Source organism: Staphylococcus sp. HMSC62D11, from assembly GCF_001839145.1.
Lineage (GTDB): Bacteria > Bacillota > Bacilli > Staphylococcales > Staphylococcaceae > Staphylococcus > Staphylococcus lugdunensis.
This window is the reverse complement of the sequence record NZ_KV840177.1, coordinates 217,540-240,181: the sequence shown is the minus strand read 5'-3', so window position 1 is coordinate 240,181 and position 22,642 is coordinate 217,540. Positions and strand designations below refer to the sequence as shown.

The following is a 22,642-nucleotide window of genomic DNA, read 5'->3' as shown; positions in this document are numbered from 1 at the left end:
ATTAAATTATACGAAAGTGCCTTATTTTTTAAAGTATTTCAATGTATCATTACAAATAAATACGCCGTATTTTGGCGAGACTTTTGAGGGAACAGGACAAGCTTGAAGCTGTCTCCTAAGAAAGCAAGCCAACAATACGAAATATTGTAAATAAAGAAGCCAGTAAATAAAATTATAAAAGTCATTTATTGGCTATTTTTCTAGGATTTATGTCCCCGACTGTTCTTTTTACAAAAAATAGCTATGAAAAAATCTATCGTCATAGATTTCTTCATAGCTAATCTTATATGTTTATTTTGGGCTTTATATTCTATCCTGAATTTTTCTTGAGAGGATGTTCACCTAGTTTTATTATTTATGACGTATGACACGCATTACTTTTAACATGCTGTACCATAAAGAACTGTCTTTTCTATAAACTAAAAATCTTGGTTCCCAATTAGGACTATATTTTTCTTTATAACGTCTTAATCCTTGGAAACGATATAAACCGTTAAAATGTTCAAAAACACGTCCAGCAATTCTTTCTCTCACAAAAGCAAAATCCATTTGACCAACATTAGACAATGTGGCCATACCCATGTTAAAGGCACCGTAACCTTTTTCTTTACTCCACAATAACATGTGTAAATATAAGCCATCCATTAGTGGTAATTCAATTTCCGGCAACCACCGTATTAAATCAACTGATATAGCATCATTATAATATGTTGGCATTAAACTACAGAAAGCAATGATTTTATCATCTTTATCTTTAATAACGCCAATCGGTGCTTTGGATAAATATTCCGGCGTAAATTGTCCTACAGAAAAGTGCATTTCTTGACGACCATCCAGCCACATATCACTAATTTCTTTTAAACTACTCATCAGGTTGTTTGAAAATGGCGGTTCAAGAATTTCAAACTTAAACTCAAGCTCTTCAAGTTTATTAAGTGTCGCGCGGAAGCCTCTACGCTTTTTACCTGAAATAGTAAATTGGGTTAAATCAATAATAGCTTCCTCCCCTAATTTGAAAAATTGATTACCAAAGTTATGATAGAGTGGCATAAATCGATCACTTACTTGATAAAAGATAACGTCATAGCCTAAGCGTTCAGCGTATTGATAAAACGATTCGAGTAGCGTTTGAAAGCTTTGAGTATCCCCAATAGGATCACCTAGTACAACAAGCGCATTACCTTTATAACGATACATTAAAAAGGCTTGTTCATTATTATGCATAAAAACATCTTTATCACCACTGTATAACAAATGGCTTAAATAGTTACCCCCATATGAATCAATAATAGTTTCACATTGTTTATAGTCGTTTATTTGATGTGGACGATTAAATCGATAATCAAACAACCAGGCAATAATACCTACAACAAGTATAATCACTAGAATGGTTAACCAGAAATAATATCTCAATGCAGATGTATTCATTTCTATTTGATATACATCCAACGCATAAAAAGTTTGTGAGATAATAAAATGATTCACATAAAGCACAACAACACTCATAATAAATGACATTACAAATTGATGTAATCTGAATGGTCGCTTTAATACTTTCGCACGACGGTATGCAGCAACCAATATAGCAAACATAACAATAAGCCAACTTAATAATAAGGCAGATGCATATGTATAAATTGTTGCTCCAAAAATTAATATAATCGAGATCATTGCGAAAATAATAGCTCTTCTACTTTGTTTAAATATCCCTTTCACATTTAACAATAGTAATAAACAGGCACTTGTATGAATTGATAACACAATGTAATACACAAGATGATTTTCATCAAATAAACCATCATAAATAATCGTCATATTATTTATAAAAAACATGATACTTGTTATCAAAACAAGGATAGCCACCGATAATGATGGAATTTTTGCTAAAATATCCTTTTGATAAGACATTGCAAAAGAGGTGATGTCTTTAGCCGGAACAAAGTATTTAGAACCTTCAAAGTAACGTTTAGCAGTTGATCCAAATTCAAACGTAGAGAGCAATAGTGCCACAACGACAGGTACAAAATAATAGGCAAAACGATAAAGTAACAGCGCTAATAAAATTTGTTCCTCAGGGATGTCTAATGATTTTAAACCAAGAAGTACAACTAAATCAAAGGCACCAAATCCACCAGGAATAAAGCTGACTAATCCTGATAAAGCTGCAATAATAAAGACGCCTATTAAAGTCATAAATGAAATATGGATATCGACTATTAATACAGATAAATATAATACTAATGCAGCTGCTAGCCATTCAACACTTGAAACTAATGTGCAATACACACCCATAAATCTATTCTTTTTATCTGCTGGGCGCATAATCGTGTATACGATGAAGATAGGTAAAAATAAAGCAACGACATATAATATCCAACGTACCCAACTTATTTTGTCAATCATATGTGATGCATTAAATACATGTAACACAACCAAGATAGATAATAAGCTTAATCCTGTGAGCATAGAGATTAAGATGATTGAAATATAATGTACTAATTTTTTCTTGTCTTCCGTATAATTTTTATATACAACTGCTCTCACACCAGCACCAATAAAACCACCAAAACCTATAATGGCATTAAAAGCATTGATAATGTAGCTTATTCGAATGATTTTAAATAAAGGCATTTCCATCTTTAATGATTTGACTAAGATGACATCATACATAGAGAGCAAGAGTAATGATGCACCACCACAAGCAAATAGTCCAACGAGCATCCAGCGATTGATTTTACTAAATACGGTAACTGTATTTTTAAAATCAATATGTGATAATTCACGATAGAGTGTAAATACCACAATGCAAAACAATGCTGTTGCAAAAGTAATTTTTAATATAGATAAAATTCTATTTTTAACTTCCTGATTCATTTTTTCACATCAATTCTAATTAATTCTTTTGTTACTGAAAATATATCATAACTGCCTGTGATTGAACATGACTATCTTCCTAACAGATTTGTAATATACTAAGGTGCACTAAACCGTTGAATTGATTCACATATGCAATAAAAGCCGATAAAGCAATCCCAAACTGTCCTACTTCATCGGCTACTATACTATTCTGCTATTTTCGAATCTTCTTTAGGAATATCATAGTCTCCAGCATCATCACCATAATACTTATTATATCGGCGTTTAAAAATTAAGAATATGTGAGACACCAGTACTTTTAATATCGCATAAGCTGGAATACCTAAAATGACACCTACAATCCCTAGCAAGTTCCCTGCACTAAGCAAAATGAAAATAATTGTTAATGGATGTATTTTTAATGTTTTACCCATAATATTTGGAGAAATAAAATGACCTTCTATAAATTGAACTAATGTCCATACAACAGCTAATTTTAAAAGCATTAACGGAGAGGTTATTAGCGCAATAATAATTGCAGGTGAAATAGCGATCGTTGGCCCTAAATAAGGTACAACACTTGTTACTGCAGCGATACTTGCCAATATTAAGCTATAATCTAGACCAATAATCGTATAGCCAATAAACAATAAAATACCAATACAAAATGACACAATAATTTGTCCTTGTATATAAGAACCCACTTGAACGCTCATTTTTTCTAATAAGTCATGATAATCTTTTCTAAATTTAGGTGGCATAATTTTAGTCGTGTACTCTTTAAATTTATGACCATCTTTTAGCATAAAGAACAGTACAAATGGTGTTGTTATTAAAACTACGCCAACATTTACAATAGCTTCAGCAAATGTTCTTAATTTAGTTCCAAAACCATCAAAATAGTCTGTAACAATACTAGGAATCTTTTTAGATAAAGAATCTAAATTGGTCTGTATTTGATCATAAAATGAGGACAAGAACGAAAAGTGCGTCACCTTATCTAAAGTATCATTAAATTTAGTCACATATGCAGGCGCATTATGTATTAAGCGTGTTACCTGACTGCCAATGACCGGAATCAATAAATTAACGATGAGTGCAATAAGTCCAACAATAGCTAAAAATACTATAACAATACCCAGCAATCTTGGAATGTTATAACGCTCCATCAAGTTAATGATTGGATTGATTAAATAGAACAAAATTAACGATAGAATGATTGGTGCTACAATAGTGTTAAAGACAATGATAAAAGGCTCAAATACATATGAGACTTTGTCAAAAATAAATATAACAATACCTAATAATACCAATGCACTAAGTGCAAATATAAGATCCTTACCACCAAAAAATCGCATAAATCTTGTTTCAGAAAAACTTAATTTCCCTGGTTTCTTTTCAGCTGTATTCTTTTTATCATCCAACATCATTATTCACCAAACCTTAACTCGTATTCTCTATTTGTAACTATATTTTTCAATTGATTGTATTTTACTAATCTATATCATACCATACTTGTCATAAATTATAGATTATTTTATCTGAAAATGCACCAATACAATAAAATAGGAGCAGGTAAAAAGCCAATAGTTATGACTTAATTTCCCACCCCTATTTTACAGAGTTTATGAGCAACACAAATTGTTTTTAAATAGCACAACGCAATTTAAAACGGTTATTATAAATATAATTTAACAAGTTTGCTCATTTTAAAATATCTCAAACTTTAAAAGTTTACACTATGATTTTTTAGATTTATTTTCACGTCCCCAAGATTCAATGCCAAATAAATTTATTTGTAAATTTTCGGGATTGAACACGGGATGTTTTCCTTCTTTACGTTGTTGTTGATAATCTTTCATCACTGCAAAAGCTACATTGGATAAACCAATAATCGATATTAAATTCACAATGGCCATAAGTCCCATAAACAAATCTGCTGTACTCCATACTGTTTCCGTTTTAACTACAGCACCAACAAACACTAATATTACAACTAAACATCTAAAAATAAATAAGATTATTTTATTCGTTGATAAAAACTCTATATTAGACTGTCCGTAATAATAGTTCCCTACAACTGATGAAAATGCAAATAAAGTCACAGCTACAGTTAAAAAGATACCGCCAGCAGATCCTAAATGATCATTTAAAGCTGATTGTGTGACAGCAACACCTTGTGGCGCACTATCGCCAAATTTCAAACCTGAATAAAGTAAAATCATAATCGCTGTAGCAGTACATACGAGCATTGTATCGAAGAAAACACCAAGAGATTGAATTAAACCTTGTTTAACTGGATGTGGAACAGCCGCTGTCGCTGCAGCATTTGGTGCTGAACCCATACCAGCTTCATTTGAGAATAAACCACGCTTAATACCTTGTAATATAGCAGCTCCTAACGCACCACCAGCAACCTGTTCAATGCCAAAAGCACTCTTGATAATTGTGCCAATCATTGGAACAACTTGATCTAAATTCATCAATAAAATAACTAAAACCATACCAATATAAATAATAGCCATAATAGGTACTATTAGTGATGATAGTGTTGCAATACTACGAACACCACCAAAAATGATAATCCCAGTAATAACGGCTAATACAATGCCTGTTATCACAGGGTTGACATTGTACTGTGTATTTAATGATTCTGCAATCGTATTAGATTGCACCGTATTAAATACAAATGCAAATGTCACTGTAATTAAAATCGCAAATAAAATACCTAACCATTTTTGATTAAGTCCTTTTGTTATGTAATATGCAGGCCCTCCACGGAACCCACCTTCTTTATCATGAACTTTATATATCTGGGCTAGTGTGGCTTCCATAAACGCACTTGCTGCTCCGATAAAAGCAATAATCCACATCCAAAATACTGCACCTGGGCCACCAAGAACAATGGCAGTAGCAACACCTGCAATATTCCCCGTACCCACACGTGAGCCGGCGCTTATCGCAAACGCTTGAAATGGTGAAATACCTTTCTTTCCAGACTCTAATGTTTCTGGTTTCTCAACGAGCGCTCTAAACATTTCTGGCAACATTCTAAGTTGTACAAATTTTGAACTAATAGTAAAGAAGAAGCCAACCGTTAGTAACAGACCAATTAGGTACTGTGACCATATTAAATCGTTTCCGACTTGCACAATTGTCTTAAACCAGCCAGGAATCAAATTATCAAAATCTCTCACTCTATCCATACCTCACATTTATCTAAATTTATCTAGTGAATACGTTAAGAGATTTACATTTATAATTTAGGTTATATGATTCATTGAAAATGGAACAATGAACTTACTCCTATTAAATGTAAATCTCTTGCTTTTATACAAGTTAAAAAATAAATAACAATTCTAAGTTTATCATTTTATTTTAACTATGAAAATAAAATCACTAAAAACATTATTGAATAGTCATATTAATTACCTCTCCAAACTCAGTCGTATCGACGATGAATGAACCATTCGTGTATTGTTCAGATTTATGAATATCAACAATAAGACCTTCTTCAACATGTGACTCTGAATAGATCATATATTCAGATTGATTTTCTGTTACCACATGACCAGCAACGATTCGATGTGGATTTTTCTTTAATTCTTTCAATAAAGTAATACCTCGTTGAGCTCGTTTTGCCAATTGTAAAACTTTAAAGTCAATACGTTTCATAGCCCCACGTTGGGTAGCCATAATGATCGTTTGTCCAGCTTCAACAACTTCGGTCATAACTACGAAATCTTCCACCTTTAAATTGATAGATTTCACACCAGCAGCTCTCAAACCTGTATCAGATAACTCATTAGTGTTATATGTTAATGACATACCTTTATGCGTTAGTACCGTTATAATTTGATCTTCTGTCAAACGTTGTACACTTATAATTTCATCTTGCGGTTTCACTTTCATAGCAACTAATGGTTTAGTGTAACGTGTTGTTTTAAATAACGCAGCATGACTTTTTTTAATCATACCGTTACGTGTAGCCATAATATAAAATGCCTCTTGTTGGAAATTTTTTTCATTATATACATTGATTATATATTCGTCTTCTTCGATTGCTACAAGTTGTGACACGTGTTGCCCTAATTCTTTCCACCGCGTGTCTGCTAATTTATGTACCGGAATGAACAAGTATCTGCCTTTATTTGTAAAGACAAGAATCGTATCCTGCGTATTCACCTCTTGATATTTTAATAATCGGTCACCTTGCTTAAGTCCGATTTCTGAAACACCACTCGCATTAAAACTTCGTGTTGAAGTACGTTTAATATATCCTTGAGCAGTGACACTCATAATGACATCTTCGCTAGGAACCATTACTTCTTTATCGATTTTAATTTCTGCAATTTCTGCTTCAATTGAAGACAGTCTTTCAGTTTTAAAACGCTTACGAATATCTTTCAATTCGTTCTTAATAACAGTTAGCAAAGCGTCATGGTTATCTAAAATATGACGATATTCTTTAATACGTTCACTAAGCTCAGCGTGCTCATTTTTCAATTCAACAATATCCGTATTTGTTAAACGGTATAATTGCAACATAACTATCGCTTCTGCTTGAGCATCTGTAAAACCATATGTTGCCACTAAATTATCTTTAGCATCTCGTTTGTTTTTCGATTCTCGGATAAGGGCGATAACTTCATCTAAAATAGATAAAGCTTTCATCAACCCCTCTACAATATGCATACGCTTTTCTGCATGATCCAAATCAAATTTAGTCCGATTGACAACAACTTCAATTTGATGGTTTAAATAACTATCAATAATTTGACGAATACCCATCAATTTTGGTCTACCGTCGCTTATTGCCACCATGTTGAAATTATATGAAATTTGTAAGTCAGAATTTTTGAATAGATAATTTTTAATAGCCTCACTATTAGCTTCTTTCTTTAATTCAATAGCGATTCTCAAACCAGTACGATCGGTCTCATCTCTAACTTCGACAATTCCATCTACTTTTTTATCTGCTCGTAATTCATCAATTCGCTTAACAAGCGAACTTTTATTTACTTCGTATGGCACTTCGGTAACAACTAATTGTTGTCTGCCATTTCTTAATGCTTCTGTTTCAACTTTTGAACGAACTACAATTTTCCCTTTACCAGTTTCATATGCTTTCTTTATGCCATCAACACCTTGAATAATGCCACCAGTTGGAAAATCTGGCCCTTGAATATATTTCATAAGCTGACTTACTGATATATTAGGATTATCTATATACTTTAAGGTTGCTTGAATGACTTCAGCTAAATTATGAGGTGGAATATCAGTAGCATAACCTGCTGAAATACCAGTAGAACCATTAACTAGTAAATTAGGAAATCGCGCCGGTAACACCATAGGTTCAAGGGTTGTATCATCATAGTTAGAGACAAAAGATACTGTTTCTTTATTAATATCGCGCAATAATTCTTCAGCTAATTGACTCAACTTAGCTTCTGTATAACGCATTGCAGCAGGAGGATCATTGTCGATACTACCATTATTACCATGCATTTCTACGAGTACATGACGTAATTTCCAATCTTGACTTAAACGTACCATCGCATCATATACTGATGAATCGCCATGAGGATGATATTGTCCAATAACATCCCCAACAGTTTTGGCACTTTTACGGAAATTCTTATCATACGTATTACCACTGCTATACATAGCGTACAAAATACGGCGTTGTACTGGTTTAAGTCCGTCTCTTACATCTGGCAGAGCACGTTCTTGAATTATATATTTACTATATCTACCAAAGCGGTCACCAATAACATCTTCAAGTGATAAGTCTTGTATTATTTCACTCAATTTGTTTCCTCCTCAGTATAATTTTCATTGTCTAATACTTGAACCTCTGTATTATCTAAAATACTCAAATCTTCTTGCATACCAAATTCAACATGGCGTTCAATCCACTCACGTCTTGGTGCCACTTTATCACCCATTAATGTAGTAACACGTTTAGAAGATCGCACTTCATCTTCAACTTGTACTCGAATCAATGTTCTTGTATCTGGATTCATTGTTGTCTCCCATAATTGTTCTGGATTCATTTCACCTAGACCTTTATACCGTTGCAACGTAAATCCTTTTCCTAGTGATTGTTGAAGTTTGTCTAATTCATCATCCGTCCAGGCATATTCAACTTGCTTAGCTTTTCCTTTACCCTTTTCAAGTTTGTAAAGTGGTGGCAAAGCAATAAACACTCGCCCTGCTTGAACTAAAGGTTTCATGTATTTGAAGAAGAACGTTAATAACAGTACCTGTATATGAGCACCATCAGTATCCGCATCGGTCATGATGATAACTCTGTTGTAATTACTATCCTCAATTTTAAAATCGTTACCTACACCAGCACCGATTGTATGAATAATCGTGTTAATTTCCTCATTTTTAAATATATCTTCTAAGCGCGCCTTCTCTGTGTTGATTACTTTACCTCGAAGTGGCAAAATCGCTTGGAATTTGCGATCACGTCCTAACTTGGCAGAACCACCTGCTGAATCACCTTCGACTAAGTACAATTCATTTTTCTCAGTATTTTTACTTTGTGCAGGTGTGAGTTTTCCAGATAACAATGTATCTTTACGTTTATTCTTTTTACCAGAACGGGCATCATCGCGGGCCTTGCGAGCTGCTTCACGTGCTTGCTGTGCTTTAATTGCTTTTTTAACTAAAGATTTGGAAAGCTGCCCTTTTTCCTCTAAATAAAAAGGTAATTTCTCAGCTACGACAGAATCTACTGCACTTCTAGCCTCTGTTGTTCCAAGTTTAGACTTTGTTTGTCCTTCAAATTGCAATAATTCTTCAGGAATTCTCACTGAAATAATGGCTGTTAATCCTTCACGTATATCATTACCATCAATATTCTTATCTTTTTCTTTTAATTCATTAATGCGTCGTGCATAATCGTTAAATACTCTGGTCATAGCAGTTTTAAATCCTACTTCATGCGTACCACCATCTTTAGTCCGTACATTATTAACAAAACTTAAAATACTCTCAGAATATTGGTCATTATATTGAAAAGCCACATCGACTTCAATGCCATGAGATTGGCCAGAAAACATAGTTACATCATGTAATACTTCTTTACCTTCATTTACGTAACTTACAAATTCTTTAATACCTTCTTCATAATGGTACAGTTCTTCACGTTCTTTACCACTGCGTAAATCGGTTAGTTTAATTTTTAGATTTTTTAATAAAAATGCAGACTCTTGTAAACGCTCGCTTAATGTTTGGAAAGAAAATGTCGTTGACGCTTTAAAAATCTCTGGATCAGGCTTAAAAGTTACTTTAGTGCCAGTTTTTTTAGTTTTTCCTGCTTTGACTAAACCAGTGGCAGGCAAACCCCCATTTTTAAAACTTTGTTTATAGATATTTCCATCTCTATGTATTTCAACCTCTAACCATTCACTAAGCGCATTCACTACTGATGCACCTACACCATGCAAGCCACCAGATGTTTTATAACCACCTTGACCAAATTTACCTCCAGCATGTAAAACGGTAAAAATAACTTGTACCGTCGGCTTACCTGAAGCATGGATTCCTGTTGGCATACCTCGACCATTATCTTCAATAGTAATGCTATTATCTTTATTAATTGTGACGTTGATTTCATCACCATAGCCATTTAATACTTCATCAACAGAGTTATCAACAACTTCATATACTAAATGGTGGAGCCCGCGCTTATCAGTGGAGCCAATATACATACCAGGTCTTTTACGCACAGCTTCTAATCCTTCTAAAACCTGTATTGAATCATCTGAATAATTGTTTTTTTTATTCACTGTCAATGTAATTTTCCTCCTACAAACGTACGTTCGTTATTTTTTCTATACAATAGTTATTCTTATATAAATCCGCTTAAATTGCAAGTCTGAGTTTAAAACAAGGCTATTTATTTACCATAACATTTGTTTTAAATTTATTGTCGTAAAAAATAATCAGTTTATGGTAAAATAGAGCTAAGTTATAAAAGGATGTGTAATTATTATGATGATAGTCCTCATGTTGTTACTCAGCTATCTCATAGGAGCTTTTCCAAGTGGTTATGTTGTTGGAAAACTCTTTTTTAAAAAAGATATAAGACAATTTGGAAGTGGCAACACTGGTGCAACAAATAGCTTTCGAGTACTTGGCAAGCCTGCTGGTTTTTTAGTAACATTTCTAGACATTTTTAAAGGATTCATAACTGTATTCTTTCCAATTTGGTTGCCTGTGCATGCAGATGGCCCACTAAGCACCTTTTTTACCCATGGACTCATCGTTGGTTTATTTGCAATTCTAGGCCATGTTTATCCTGTCTATCTTAAATTTAAAGGTGGCAAAGCAGTAGCTACAAGTGCAGGTGTCGTACTAGGGGTTAATCCTATATTGTTGCTAATTTTAGCATTGATTTTCTTTATTATTTTATACCTATCTAAATTTGTGTCCTTATCAAGTATTATTGCTGCGATTAGTTGTGTTGTTGGTGCATTTGTCATACATGACTATGTATTACTTGGTGTCAGTTTGCTTGTTTCAGTTATATTAATTGTACGACATCGTTCTAATATTATCAGAATTGTCAAGGGTGAAGAACCTAAAATCAAATGGATGTAATTAAGCTCAACAATTTAAAATTATTGCTATTTTTCGACCGCAACAAGACTTGTATAAGCTTTTGCGGTTTTTATAATACAATAACAACTTAAAATTGGAAAACGAGAGTGGAACAGATTTCATGATGAATTCGTAGTCCAGAATAGAATTGAAAAAAGCCTGGTATCAGTGTATTTTCAATCCAATCAACTACTGCCAATATATAGTTCGTAGCTTTAAACATAATGATGCACCAGCCTCAATATTATTCTTGAGTTATCGTTAACTATTTCATTAAGCATATTCAAATATTTTTAATAGCTACTATGCTATAATCCTACTTGCGAAGATAAATTATTTATGGGTATTGATGAATGAGCTATTAGGAGGTTATAAATTGAAAATACAATTAACTGAACAAGCTATCAACTGGTTTAAAGATGAATTAGATTTGCCAGACAACAATAAAGTTTTACAATTCTATGTCCGCTACGGTGGAGAATTCCAATTAAAACAAGGCTTCAGTCCTGCTTTTCGTGTTGAAAATGAAGATGACATAGATATTGGTTACAGTGAAAATTATAATAACCTTAAAGTTGTAGTTGCTGAAGACGATTTGTGGTACTTTAAAGACGATATTATTGAAGTTGATACCGTTAATCACGAAGATGAAATAGCTTATACTACAAAGTAACATCAATTGCAGTTTAATAGAATAATAAGAAATAGCTATGAGACTTTTACTCAAGATATCAGTCTTCATAGCTATTTTTTTATAAAAATAGCTCATTTGCTTTAAGCTATCATTTCAAAGGTTTAAAAACTATTTTGTAATACATTCGTTCCGCTTAATTTTAAAGATGATTTAAATCATCTTTATTCGTTACTTCTAACTCAATATTATTTTTATTTAATGCTTCAACTTTACTATATGTTTCATGCCAATCTGGAAAATGGCGATCTAATCTAATAGGTCTAAAATTATCTGCCTTCATACAAATTAGCTCAGTAGTCCCTGTTGTAGCAAGTTCTCCTTGCTCATTATATATTTCATAGCTATAAATTGAACGTAGCCGCGAATATTTTTCCACCCAAGTCTTAACTTTAACAGTTTCAGGATATGTAATGGATTTGATATACTTCACATTCAAATCTGTAACAGGAGATATAATGCCCACCGCTTCCATGTCAGCATAATTAAAGCCTAATTTTCTAATATAATCTGTGCGCGCTACTTCAAACCATGTAGCATAGTTGCCGTGATAAATCACACCCATTTTATCTGTTTCTTGGTATCTAGCCTCGATTTCAGTAATACTGTATATCATAATCAAATATCCTTCTTTCAATATAACTTTCTTATCAATTCTAACATAAAAAAAGGAGCGGAGCAGAATTCATGATGAATTCGTAGTCCCACCCCAACCAGGTTGACTAGAATTGAAAAAGTTTGGTATCAGCATATTTTCAATCCAGTTAACTACTGCTAATAATTAGTTCCTAGCCTAAAACATAATGATGTCCCAGACTGTATTTCGCCTTGTTTATTGTGCAAGTTTATTACGTAAAACCATTTGTAAAATACCACCATGACGATAATAATCCAACTCTACTAAAGAATCAAAGCGAACAGTTGCATCGAAATCAACTACTTCACCATTCTCCTTTTTAGCATGAACTTTAACAGTATCTTGCGGCTTAACATCTTCATTGATATCTACAGAAATTTCTTCCTTACCATCTAAGCCAAGTGAGTCTGCTGAATCACCATCTTTAAACTGTAATGGTAATACCCCCATCATGACTAGGTTAGAACGGTGAATACGTTCATAACTTTGAGCAATAACTGTCTTAACGCCTAATAAGTTAGTACCTTTGGCAGCCCAGTCACGTGAAGAACCCATACCATAATCATTACCAGCTAATACAGCTAAACCAGTACCGTCCTCTTTATATTTCATAGCAGCGTCATAGATAGGCATCACTTCATCCGTTGGCCAATAAGTTGTATAGCCACCTTCAGTTCCAGGTGCTAATTGGTTTTTAATACGAATATTTGCGAATGTGCCACGTACCATAACTTCATGATTCCCACGTCTTGAACCATATGAATTAAAATCACGAATAGGTACATCATGATCAAGTAAATATTTACCTGCTGGCGTATCTTTACCAATTGCACCAGCTGGTGAGATATGGTCAGTTGTAACTGAATCTCCAAACTTACCCATAACACGCAAATCTTTTAAAGGTTTAATTGTGCCAGGTTCTTTAGATAAGTTTTGGAAAAATGTAGGATTTTGAATATATGTTGAATTAGGATCGAAGTCATATAATGGTGCGTCAGTCACATCAATTTCATTCCACATTTCATTATTATTATATACATTTTTGTATTCTTCCAAGAATAACTCGGGCGTCACTACACTGTCTACTGTGTCTGCAACTTCTTTGATTGATGGCCAAATATCATTTAAATAAACATCTTCGCCATCTTTTCCTTTTCCAAGTGGCTCATTTTGCAAATCAATATCAACAGTCCCAGCTAAAGCATAAGCAACAACTAATTGTGGTGAAGCTAAGTAGTTTGCTTTAACTAATGGATGGATACGACCTTCAAAATTACGGTTACCTGATAATACAGACGTAACAAGCAAATCTTCTTTAGCAATTGCTTTTTCTATTTCAGGTAAAAGCGGACCTGAGTTGCCAATACATGTTGTACAACCATAACCAACTAGATTGAAACCTAAATCATCAAGATATTCTTGTAAACCTGAATCACGTAAATAACCTGTTACAACCTTTGAACCTGGAGCCAATGAAGTTTTAACAAATTCTGGCACTTTGAGCCCTTTTTCGACAGCCTTCTTAGCAACTAGACCTGCCCCCAACATGACATATGGATTTGATGTATTTGTACATGAAGTAATTGCTGCTATCGCTATATCCCCTGTTGTCATAGTTGCAGTTGAACCGTCACTAAATTGGATTTCAGCTGTTTTATCAAATTCTTTTTTATCAAATCCATGGCCTTGGTTACCCGCAGGTGCAGTAACTGATTTTTCAAATTCTGATTTCATGTCACTTAAAAAGATTAAGTCTTGGGGACGTTTTGGCCCTGATAATGATGCTTCAACCGTAGATAGATCTAAGTCAATAACATCAGTGTATTCTGGGTCTTCTTTATCAACAGTAAAGAACATATTGTTTTGTTCCAAGTATGCTTTAACTAATGCAACATGCTCTTCTGATCGTCCTGTTAATCTCATATATTTTAGTGATTCCTCATCAACTGGGAAGAATCCACAAGTAGCACCGTATTCTGGCGCCATATTTGCGATAGTTGCACGATCAGCTAGTGGTAAATCTGTAACACCTGGTCCAAAGAATTCAACAAATTTGCCAACTACACCTTTTTTACGTAATTCTTGAGTCACTCTTAAAGCTAAGTCCGTAGCGGTTGAGCCTTGAGGTAATGTGTTAGTTAATCTGACACCAATAACTTCTGGGATTGGGAAATAAGAGGGTTGTCCAAGCATACCTGCTTCTGCTTCAATACCACCAACACCCCATCCTAATACCCCGATACCATTAATCATAGTTGTATGAGAGTCAGTACCTACTAGTGTGTCTGGAAATGCTGTTTCTTCTCCATCAACGTCACGAACATGAACGACATTAGCTAAGTATTCTAAATTCACTTGATGTACAATACCAGTTGCAGGCGGTACTGCATTATAGTTGTTAAATGCTTTAGTTGCCCAATTTAAGAATTGATATCTTTCATAATTTCGTTCAAATTCCAATTTCATATTGCGTTCAAGCGCATCTGGATTTGCATAACTATCTACTTGAACAGAATGATCAATGACTAAGTCAACAGGAACTTCTGGATTAATTTTATTAATATCGCCACCAACATCGTTCATTGCTTTACGCAATGATGCTAAATCCACTACTGCTGGAACTCCAGTAAAATCCTGTAAAATCACTCGAGAAGGTTTAAATGGAACCTCACCTTCGTTATTTTCTCCCCCAAAATGACTTAATGCTTTAATATGATCATCCGTAATAACAAAATCATCTTCTTGTCTTAATACAGATTCTAATAATACTCTGATGGAATATGGTAATTTAGATACCGTAGTTAAACCTTGTTCTTCTAAACTTTTCAAATCATAATACACATAAGATTTGTCGTTCACTTTAAATGTCTTTTTAGCATGTGATTTCATGTTAGAAGCCATAGTATTTCCCCCTTGAACTAAATCATAATATTTTTATATGCCGTTACTTAAATTGTATAATTAACTAAATTTTAAAACAACTGCAATTCGCTATAAATAGGCGTTTTTAGGATTTCCTTTTTTAATCGGACTATATAAGTAAAAGTTATCATTAAGCATACGTTCAATAAGAAATAGTTATTAATTGAGAATGATTTTCAATAAAAATAGTCCTTATCACTTTTTAAGCAATAAGGACAATAAATTATCAATTATTAGTCTTTTTCAGTATTTCTCCGTGCTTCACGTTTCTCTAAAATATCTGCTTCATAATCAGCTTGTTGATGTTTAACATATTCTTGCAAACGGTGCTTGTTTGGTTGCAGCGTCAAACCTAAGAATTTACGTTCTTGGTTAGCATCTTTATAGAAACTAATCATCATCAATATGACGACAAAGGAGAATGGAAAGGCACTGATAATTGCAGCACTTTGAATGGCACTCAATGCTGCTGCACCATCTCCACCACCGGCAAGTAATAAAATAAATGCAATCAGTGATTGTGCTACGCCCCATGTGACTTTCACAAAACCTGTTGGCTCAAGAGAACCAAACGTAGTCTGCATTCCCAGCACAAAGGTTGCAGAATCGGCAGAAGTGATAAAGAATGATGCAATAAGAATAAGCGCAATAATGGATAATAACATACCTAATGGCACTTCGTTAAACACACCAAAAAGTTGTGTTTCAGGTGTCATTTTAAATAATTCTGGATGTTTTTTTCCTGTTTCAATACCTAAAACGCCAAATACACTGAACCAGATAAAGCTTACGATTGCTGGAACAAGTAATACACCAGAAATGAATTCTCGAATAGAACGACCTTTAGATACACGGGCAATAAATACACCAACGAATGGGCTCCAGCTTAACCACCAGCCCCAATAGTACAATGTCCAAGTAGACATCCATTCCCTTTTTTGGCTATTTAAAGCAGCCGTATCTAAACTGTTAAATAAAAATGTATTAAACAAACTACCAGTCGAGCTCGTAAACATATTTAAAATAAGCACTGTCGGCCCAATAATAAGGACAGCAATCATTAATATTGTTCCTAAACCAATGTTTAAGTTACTTAAATATTGAATACCTTTACTTAAACCTGACCATGCACTCGCAATAAATAGTACTGTTACTACAACAATAATAATTGATTGTACCCATACCGTATTAGGAACGTTGAATAAATAATTTAAACCACCATTAATTTGTAGTGCTCCCATACCAAGTGATACTGCTACACCAACGACAGTTGCAAAGACTGATAAAACATCAATAATTGTACCAATTGGACCTTCCACCTTATCACCTAAAATAGGTCTTAAGGTTCTAGACAGTAAACCTGGTTCATTTTTTCTAAATTGCGCATACGCAAGCGCTAATGCGACAACTCCATATGTAGCCCATGCATGAAAGCCCCAATGGAAAAATGTAGAGCGTAGTGCCTCAGTATATGCTTGTGTTGTCTTTGGATCAGCATCTGGTGGTGATGCAAAGTGTGACATAGGTTCAGCAGCTCCATAAAACACTAAGCCAATACCCATACCTGCACTAAATAGCATAGCAAACCAAGAAACAGTGTTAAATTCAGGTTTGTCATTGGGTTTACCTAATTTTAATTTACCTATAGGACTGAAAATTAAAAAGATACAGAAGAAAACTATGATTGTAGTTAAAATAAGGTAATACCAACCTAATTTATCAGTAATCCAACCACTGATTGCGCCTGTAACACTGCCAAATTTAGTCGGAAAAATCGCTCCAACTAGCACTACAATCGCAACAAGAATAGCGCTATAAATAAATACAGGTGAAAACTTCTTTCCGCTACTATTTTTTTGAGAAGAAGAATTCATAAATAAATAACTCCCTTCATTATAGTATTAAATTTTCAATGCGCGAGATATACTACGTTTAGAAAGCAACGCTATACCTCAAACGATACCTATAAGGATATCAAACCTAAATTCTTTTATCAAATTTGTTTAGAAAAAGTATTTTCTAAATAAATTATATATTGTATAATGAGGTGTATTATGTTTAGAAAGGATATAAAAGTTATGTTGAAAGAATTTAAAGAATTTGCATTAAAAGGCAACGTATTAGATTTAGCAATTGCAGTCGTTATGGGTGCAGCATTCAATAAAATCGTTACTTCATTAGTAACTTATATCATCATGCCATTAATTGGTAAAATTTTCGGTTCTGTTGATTTTGCAAAAGATTGGGAATTCTGGGGCATTAAATACGGATTGTTCATTCAATCTATCATTGACTTCCTAATTGTTGCTTTTGCATTATTTGTATTTGTTAAAATTGCAAATACTTTAATGAAAAAAGAAGAGCCAGAAGAGACTATTGAAGAAAACACAGTATTACTTACAGAAATTCGCGATTTACTTCGTGAAAAAAATTAATATATTTTATAGACAGAGGTTAAAAATTTTTAGCCTCTGTCTTTTTTATGTTATTTATATAGCCAACACTTAAAAGTATTTATATATAGGCTGAACTATAAACGCTCATATAGTTTCATTCATCAAAGCTTGTTAATTAAACTTAAATTGTGTAGCGCTTTGAAACTGTTTAGAAGTTACTTCTAATATGAGCGGAATACGTTGTTTAAGCTCAGTTACATGTGAAATAATTCCTACCATACGACCAGATGATTTTAAGTTAACAAGTGTATCTAATGCTGTATCAAGTGTTTCTTGATCTAAAGTACCAAATCCTTCGTCAATAAACATAGATTCCAGTGTTATTCCACCTGATTCTTCTTGAACAACTTCACTTAAACCAAGCGCTAAAGCTAACGAAGCTTGAAATGTTTCCCCACCAGATAATGAACTAATATGTCTAGATTTATTAGAATGAAAATCAAAGACATCTATTTCTAAACCACTATAACCGTGTGATAAACTTTTTCTTCTTTGCAGATGATACCGTTGACCACTCATTGTAGCTAATCTTAAGTTTGCTTGTGCGATAATGCGTTCCAAATAATAAATTAATACATAAGTTTCCAGCGTTAACTTCTGACTATTTTTTCCCGAAAGAATTTCTGCTAAATTAAAAATTTCTTGTTGCGATTTTAATTCTTTAGTCAGATAATTGATATTTTCATAAAGTACATCAAACTTTTGATCGTTCTTTTTCAATTGATATTTCAATGTATTTTCTTGTTCTATAACTTTATCTAATTTTTCACTTTGAACTTGATATGAATTTTCTAATTGTTTTGTGTCTTGTAGAACTTTATCATGAGTCAATGATTTTAAACGCCCTATTTCATGCTCAAGTGCTGCGTATTTCTTGCTATATGCTTCGACTTGTTGTTCATAATCTGATTTAAGATGCATGTCTTCTAATATTTTAAATAACGCTTTTTCATCCTTAATCGCATATCGTCTCATTTCAGTTTGTATATCTTTATCAACACTTTGATACTCATTTTCTGCAATGTGTTTTTGGTTCTGTATATTGATTAAATTATTACTTTCTAATTGCTTTTGCTGATTGGCTGTAATAATTTCATTTGTTAATTGTTCTTTCGAATTTTCAAATATTTCTATTTGTTTTTTATAGCTTTCAAACTGTTGTATAAATGAATCGATATCTTTAGTCTGGGTTGTTGATATAAATTCTCCTATAAGTTGTTCATTTTGGTTCCTCTGATGAGATAAATCCTTATATTGTAGTTCCATCTGATGTATATCTTTTTTATACTCATTTATTTGTGTTTCAATTTGTTTAGTCATCGCATATTTTTCTTTAAAAGAAGCTTTTTCTAGTTCTTTTTCATTATATTGTACTTGCAACGACTCAAGATTAAGTGGTTCTTCATCAACCTTTATTTCTTTCATTTTATCTTGAGCGTGTGACATTTCGGTTTCAAGTTTAATTTTTTGCTCTGTAAGTGACAACTTTTCTTTTTCAAGTGTATCTAATTGATGTTTTTGTAGTTTAATATTTTCAAAGTCAATATGTTTTTCTAAAGATTGAATCTCATTACCACATACAGGACAAATTTCTCCAATAGATAATGCTGATTGAAGCTCGTTAATAAAACTTTCTTTGTCATTTAAGTCTAAATTCTTTGCAGTCAACTTATTTATATGATTTGAAACATGCTCAAATTCTTTTTCAATCATTTTTAACTGTTTCTTATCTTCAATATATTCATTTTTTAATTCCTTAAACTTTTGGTTATTGCTTAAAGTTTCTTTAGTCTTATCTATTAATTTGTTGATATGTGCCAATTCATCTGTTAATTCAACAATTTTATTATAATCTATATCATTTTCTGCTTTTTGCTTTTTAAGCTTAGTTTGTTTCTCATTATATTGCTTTATCTTCTGCTGCGTTTCACTTAATTGTTTTTTTACATTATCATTTTCTGCCATAGCTTTTCTGTGGCTTTCTATCTTTTGATAAATTATGTGACACTTATCAATATATTCTTTGTATTGATTAATAGCATGTTCACTTTTTATTAGTATTTGCATTTGTTCTTGTAGCTGCTTTTGTTGCTCTTGTATGGACTCAATATCTTTACCTTTTGATGTGATAGCATTGTTAAAATCGTTTAATTTTGCTATTTGTGATTCTCGCTGTTGAACAAGTGTATTTAAAGTTCGAATTTCATTCAATTGAGTAATTTTATGCTTAAGTTTATCTATATTTTCTTGCTCTTGCCGCAATAATTCAAAGCGTTGAGTATAATCAGCTAAATCATTTAATTGCTTTTCTAATTCATTATTTGCCACTAATGCTTTATGAAGCTTTTCTGTTTGACATTTTTCTGCTTGTTTTAATTTTGTTGTTGCTAACAATTGTTCACTACCATATTTTTGAAAAATAGGTATAGCATCTACAAGCTTTTGTATTTGTATACTTTCTATTTGTTTCAGTGCTTGCAAATCTTCAATTTCAAAATCTTCAATTTCTTCCCATACCATTGCTATTTTGTTATATCTTTGTTCGATCAATTGTTTCTCATTTTTCACCTCGTCAGCTAATATATCCTGTATTTGCTCAAAACGGAGGCTATTGAATAATGTACGTAGAATGCTTTGCTTGTCTGAACTACTTGAAACTAAAAATCGTTTAAATTCTCCTTGAGGCAAAATAAACAACTGTCTAAATTGTTCTGCATTAACGCCTAAGAGTTGTTGTATAAATAAATTGCCTTCATGTATTTTACTTTCACGCAAATCAAACACTTCTCCATCAAATTCATAGACAGTTAACTTTCCAGGCGTTTTAGTTTTATTGCCTTCTTTTATATATGAACCTTGTCTAAAAATTTTGAACTGTCGCTGATTAATTTCAAATTCAAACGTTACGCTCATAGGTTCCTTAGCCTCAGCAAAATGACTTCGCAAATCGCTTTCAGTTCTACTCTTCGTAGATGCTACACCAAATAAAGCGTAAACAATTCCATCAAAAATCATGGTTTTACCGGAACCTGTTTTACCGCTAATAAGAAATAATTGATTTTCGAATACTTGTTTGAAATCAATCGTTTCATTTAAAAATGGTCCAAAGTTAGACAACGTTAAAGTCAAAGGTTTCATCGCTTCAATCCTCCTTAGTCAAAAGATGGTTTAGAATGTATTCAACTTTTTGACTTTGTACATTTGTTAAGGGTTCATTTGTCATTTCTTTATAAAATTCGCTAATAATATCTTCATCCTTTAATTTTGTTATTGCATGACGTGTTGTTACATCATCAGTTTGATAACTGATATTCGTTAAGGCAAGTGTGTTAGGATAGATTTTTTTAAGATGTATCATGGGGTCGGTAATATGAGACATACCTTTCAATTTAAAATGAAAATAATTATTTTTGTTTTTTACTGCTATCTCTTCTGCAATGACTTGATTATATTGTCCTTCAACAACTTCTAACTCTTTTAATGGTTGTAGCTGTTTAAATGTATCTTGAATTTTACTATTAGTGTCAATCTCAATTACACGATATCCTTTAGCTTGCCCAACTTCAGAAAATGAATATTGTAATAATGATCCACTATAATTGACTTTATCGTCATTAATACTAAACGGATGATGTAAATGGCCAAGTAATACTTTATCAAATGCTTCGAATACCTTTTTATTAACACTTTCTACAGTACCAATTGTTAAAGGCCTTTCAGAGTCTGATTTTTTACCGCCTTGTATCGTAAGATGACCAATAATAATATTTATATTTTGTTTGTTTAATTTATTCGACATGATTTCTAGACATTTTTCTGTAGCTTGCTGATGTGTTTGAATCGTCTCATCATCAAAGAAGTGAGCTACTTCGCTGACTGTGGCATATGGCATTGTATAAAATTTAATATTTCCAAATGTTATTGGGCATGTTAAATCTTCTAAAGATGTTTTTATATGTAAGTTGGAAAGTTGAAACCAAGGTGAGCCATAATTTAATCTTTCTTTGCTATCATGATTACCATTAATGATAATCATTGGAATTTTTAATTCTATATTTAACTGATAAATCGTTTGTTCTAAGAGCTTTATGGCATCTTTACTTGGATAAGATGTATCATATAAATCACCTGCAACAACGATAATATCTGGTTTTTCAATTAACATTTGATCAATAAATTGCTTTAATATATATATTTGATCCTCTAGTAAGGATTTGCCATTTAGTATTTTTCCTATATGCCAATCCGCAGTATGAATGATTTTCATTGTTACCTCCAAATACAGAACGTTTGTTCGTTTTAATTATAAGATGCATTTGAAAAACTATCAAGTCTTAATGATATATATTTAAAACTTTATAACTTAGGCACACAAAGTAGATTTCACTGCTTGTCATTGCAATAAAAGTAAAGACTCAAAACGACATTAAGTGTCATTTTGAGTCTCAGTTTTTAAAGAAATTT

General features: G+C 32.7%; 13 protein-coding genes. 3 read left to right on the top strand and 10 right to left on the bottom strand.

From position 1 onward, the window contains the following. Window positions 1–351: 351 nt before the first annotated feature. The 5 genes from mprF to parE all read right to left on the bottom strand — a co-directional run bounded on the left by mprF (window position 352) and on the right by parE (window position 10,658). Entirely contained in the window at window positions 352–2,874 is a 2,523-nt protein-coding gene (mprF, locus tag HMPREF3267_RS01980) for a bifunctional lysylphosphatidylglycerol flippase/synthetase MprF (protein ID WP_062077598.1), read from the bottom strand. A 188-nt stretch (window positions 2,875–3,062) separates the two neighbouring features. Then, complete coding sequence (locus HMPREF3267_RS01975) at window positions 3,063–4,286, bottom strand: AI-2E family transporter (RefSeq protein ID WP_002459191.1); 1,224 nt, start codon at window positions 4,284–4,286, stop codon at window positions 3,063–3,065. A gap of 309 nt (window positions 4,287–4,595) precedes the next feature. Next, window positions 4,596–6,053 (bottom strand): glutamine transporter AlsT, encoded by a 1,458-nt coding sequence (locus HMPREF3267_RS01970; protein ID WP_037544547.1) that lies wholly within the window; start codon window positions 6,051–6,053, stop codon window positions 4,596–4,598. A 211-nt stretch (window positions 6,054–6,264) separates the two neighbouring features. Continuing rightward, window positions 6,265–8,667 carry a DNA topoisomerase IV subunit A gene (parC, locus tag HMPREF3267_RS01965; RefSeq protein WP_062077596.1) on the bottom strand — a complete coding sequence of 801 codons (2,403 nt, stop codon included), beginning with the start codon at window positions 8,665–8,667 and terminating at the stop codon, window positions 6,265–6,267. Further along, complete coding sequence (parE, locus tag HMPREF3267_RS01960) at window positions 8,664–10,658, bottom strand: DNA topoisomerase IV subunit B (protein WP_161510815.1); 1,995 nt, start codon at window positions 10,656–10,658, stop codon at window positions 8,664–8,666. The genes parC and parE overlap by 4 nt, the downstream gene beginning before the upstream one ends. Window positions 10,659–10,863: 205 nt before the next feature. Here parE and plsY point away from each other — a divergent pair, with 205 nt between their 5' ends. Next, the gene (gene plsY, locus HMPREF3267_RS01955) at window positions 10,864–11,472 is read left to right on the top strand and encodes a glycerol-3-phosphate 1-O-acyltransferase PlsY (protein WP_002459195.1); all 609 of its coding nucleotides are present in this window, start codon (window positions 10,864–10,866) and stop codon (window positions 11,470–11,472) included. 376 nt (window positions 11,473–11,848) lie between these two features. After that, window positions 11,849–12,145, top strand: a complete 297-nt coding sequence (locus tag HMPREF3267_RS01950) for a HesB/YadR/YfhF family protein (protein WP_002478237.1) — start codon at window positions 11,849–11,851, stop codon at window positions 12,143–12,145. 160 nt (window positions 12,146–12,305) lie between these two features. On the opposite strand, the gene menI is transcribed toward HMPREF3267_RS01950, so the two are convergent. From menI to HMPREF3267_RS01935, 3 genes are all read right to left on the bottom strand, one after another. Further along, complete coding sequence (gene menI, locus HMPREF3267_RS01945) at window positions 12,306–12,779, bottom strand: 1,4-dihydroxy-2-naphthoyl-CoA hydrolase MenI (RefSeq protein ID WP_002459197.1); 474 nt, start codon at window positions 12,777–12,779, stop codon at window positions 12,306–12,308. Between the two features lie 216 nt (window positions 12,780–12,995). Further along, entirely contained in the window at window positions 12,996–15,701 is a 2,706-nt protein-coding gene (acnA, locus tag HMPREF3267_RS01940) for an aconitate hydratase AcnA (protein ID WP_002459198.1), read from the bottom strand. 254 nt (window positions 15,702–15,955) lie between these two features. Further along, complete coding sequence (locus tag HMPREF3267_RS01935; RefSeq protein ID WP_002459199.1) at window positions 15,956–17,596, bottom strand: BCCT family transporter; 1,641 nt, start codon at window positions 17,594–17,596, stop codon at window positions 15,956–15,958. A gap of 204 nt (window positions 17,597–17,800) precedes the next feature. Here HMPREF3267_RS01935 and mscL point away from each other — a divergent pair, with 204 nt between their 5' ends. Next, a complete protein-coding gene (gene mscL / locus HMPREF3267_RS01930) occupies window positions 17,801–18,157 on the top strand; it encodes a large conductance mechanosensitive channel protein MscL (RefSeq protein ID WP_037540403.1) in 357 nt (118 codons plus the stop codon). 132 nt (window positions 18,158–18,289) lie between these two features. Here mscL and sbcC read toward each other — a convergent pair whose 3' ends face one another. Both sbcC and sbcD read right to left on the bottom strand, forming a co-directional pair. After that, window positions 18,290–21,316 (bottom strand): exonuclease subunit SbcC, encoded by a 3,027-nt coding sequence (sbcC, locus tag HMPREF3267_RS01925; RefSeq protein ID WP_062077594.1) that lies wholly within the window; start codon window positions 21,314–21,316, stop codon window positions 18,290–18,292. Between the two features lie 4 nt (window positions 21,317–21,320). After that, the gene (gene sbcD / locus HMPREF3267_RS01920; RefSeq protein ID WP_062077592.1) at window positions 21,321–22,445 is read right to left on the bottom strand and encodes an exonuclease subunit SbcD; all 1,125 of its coding nucleotides are present in this window, start codon (window positions 22,443–22,445) and stop codon (window positions 21,321–21,323) included. Window positions 22,446–22,642: the final 197 nt, after the last annotated feature.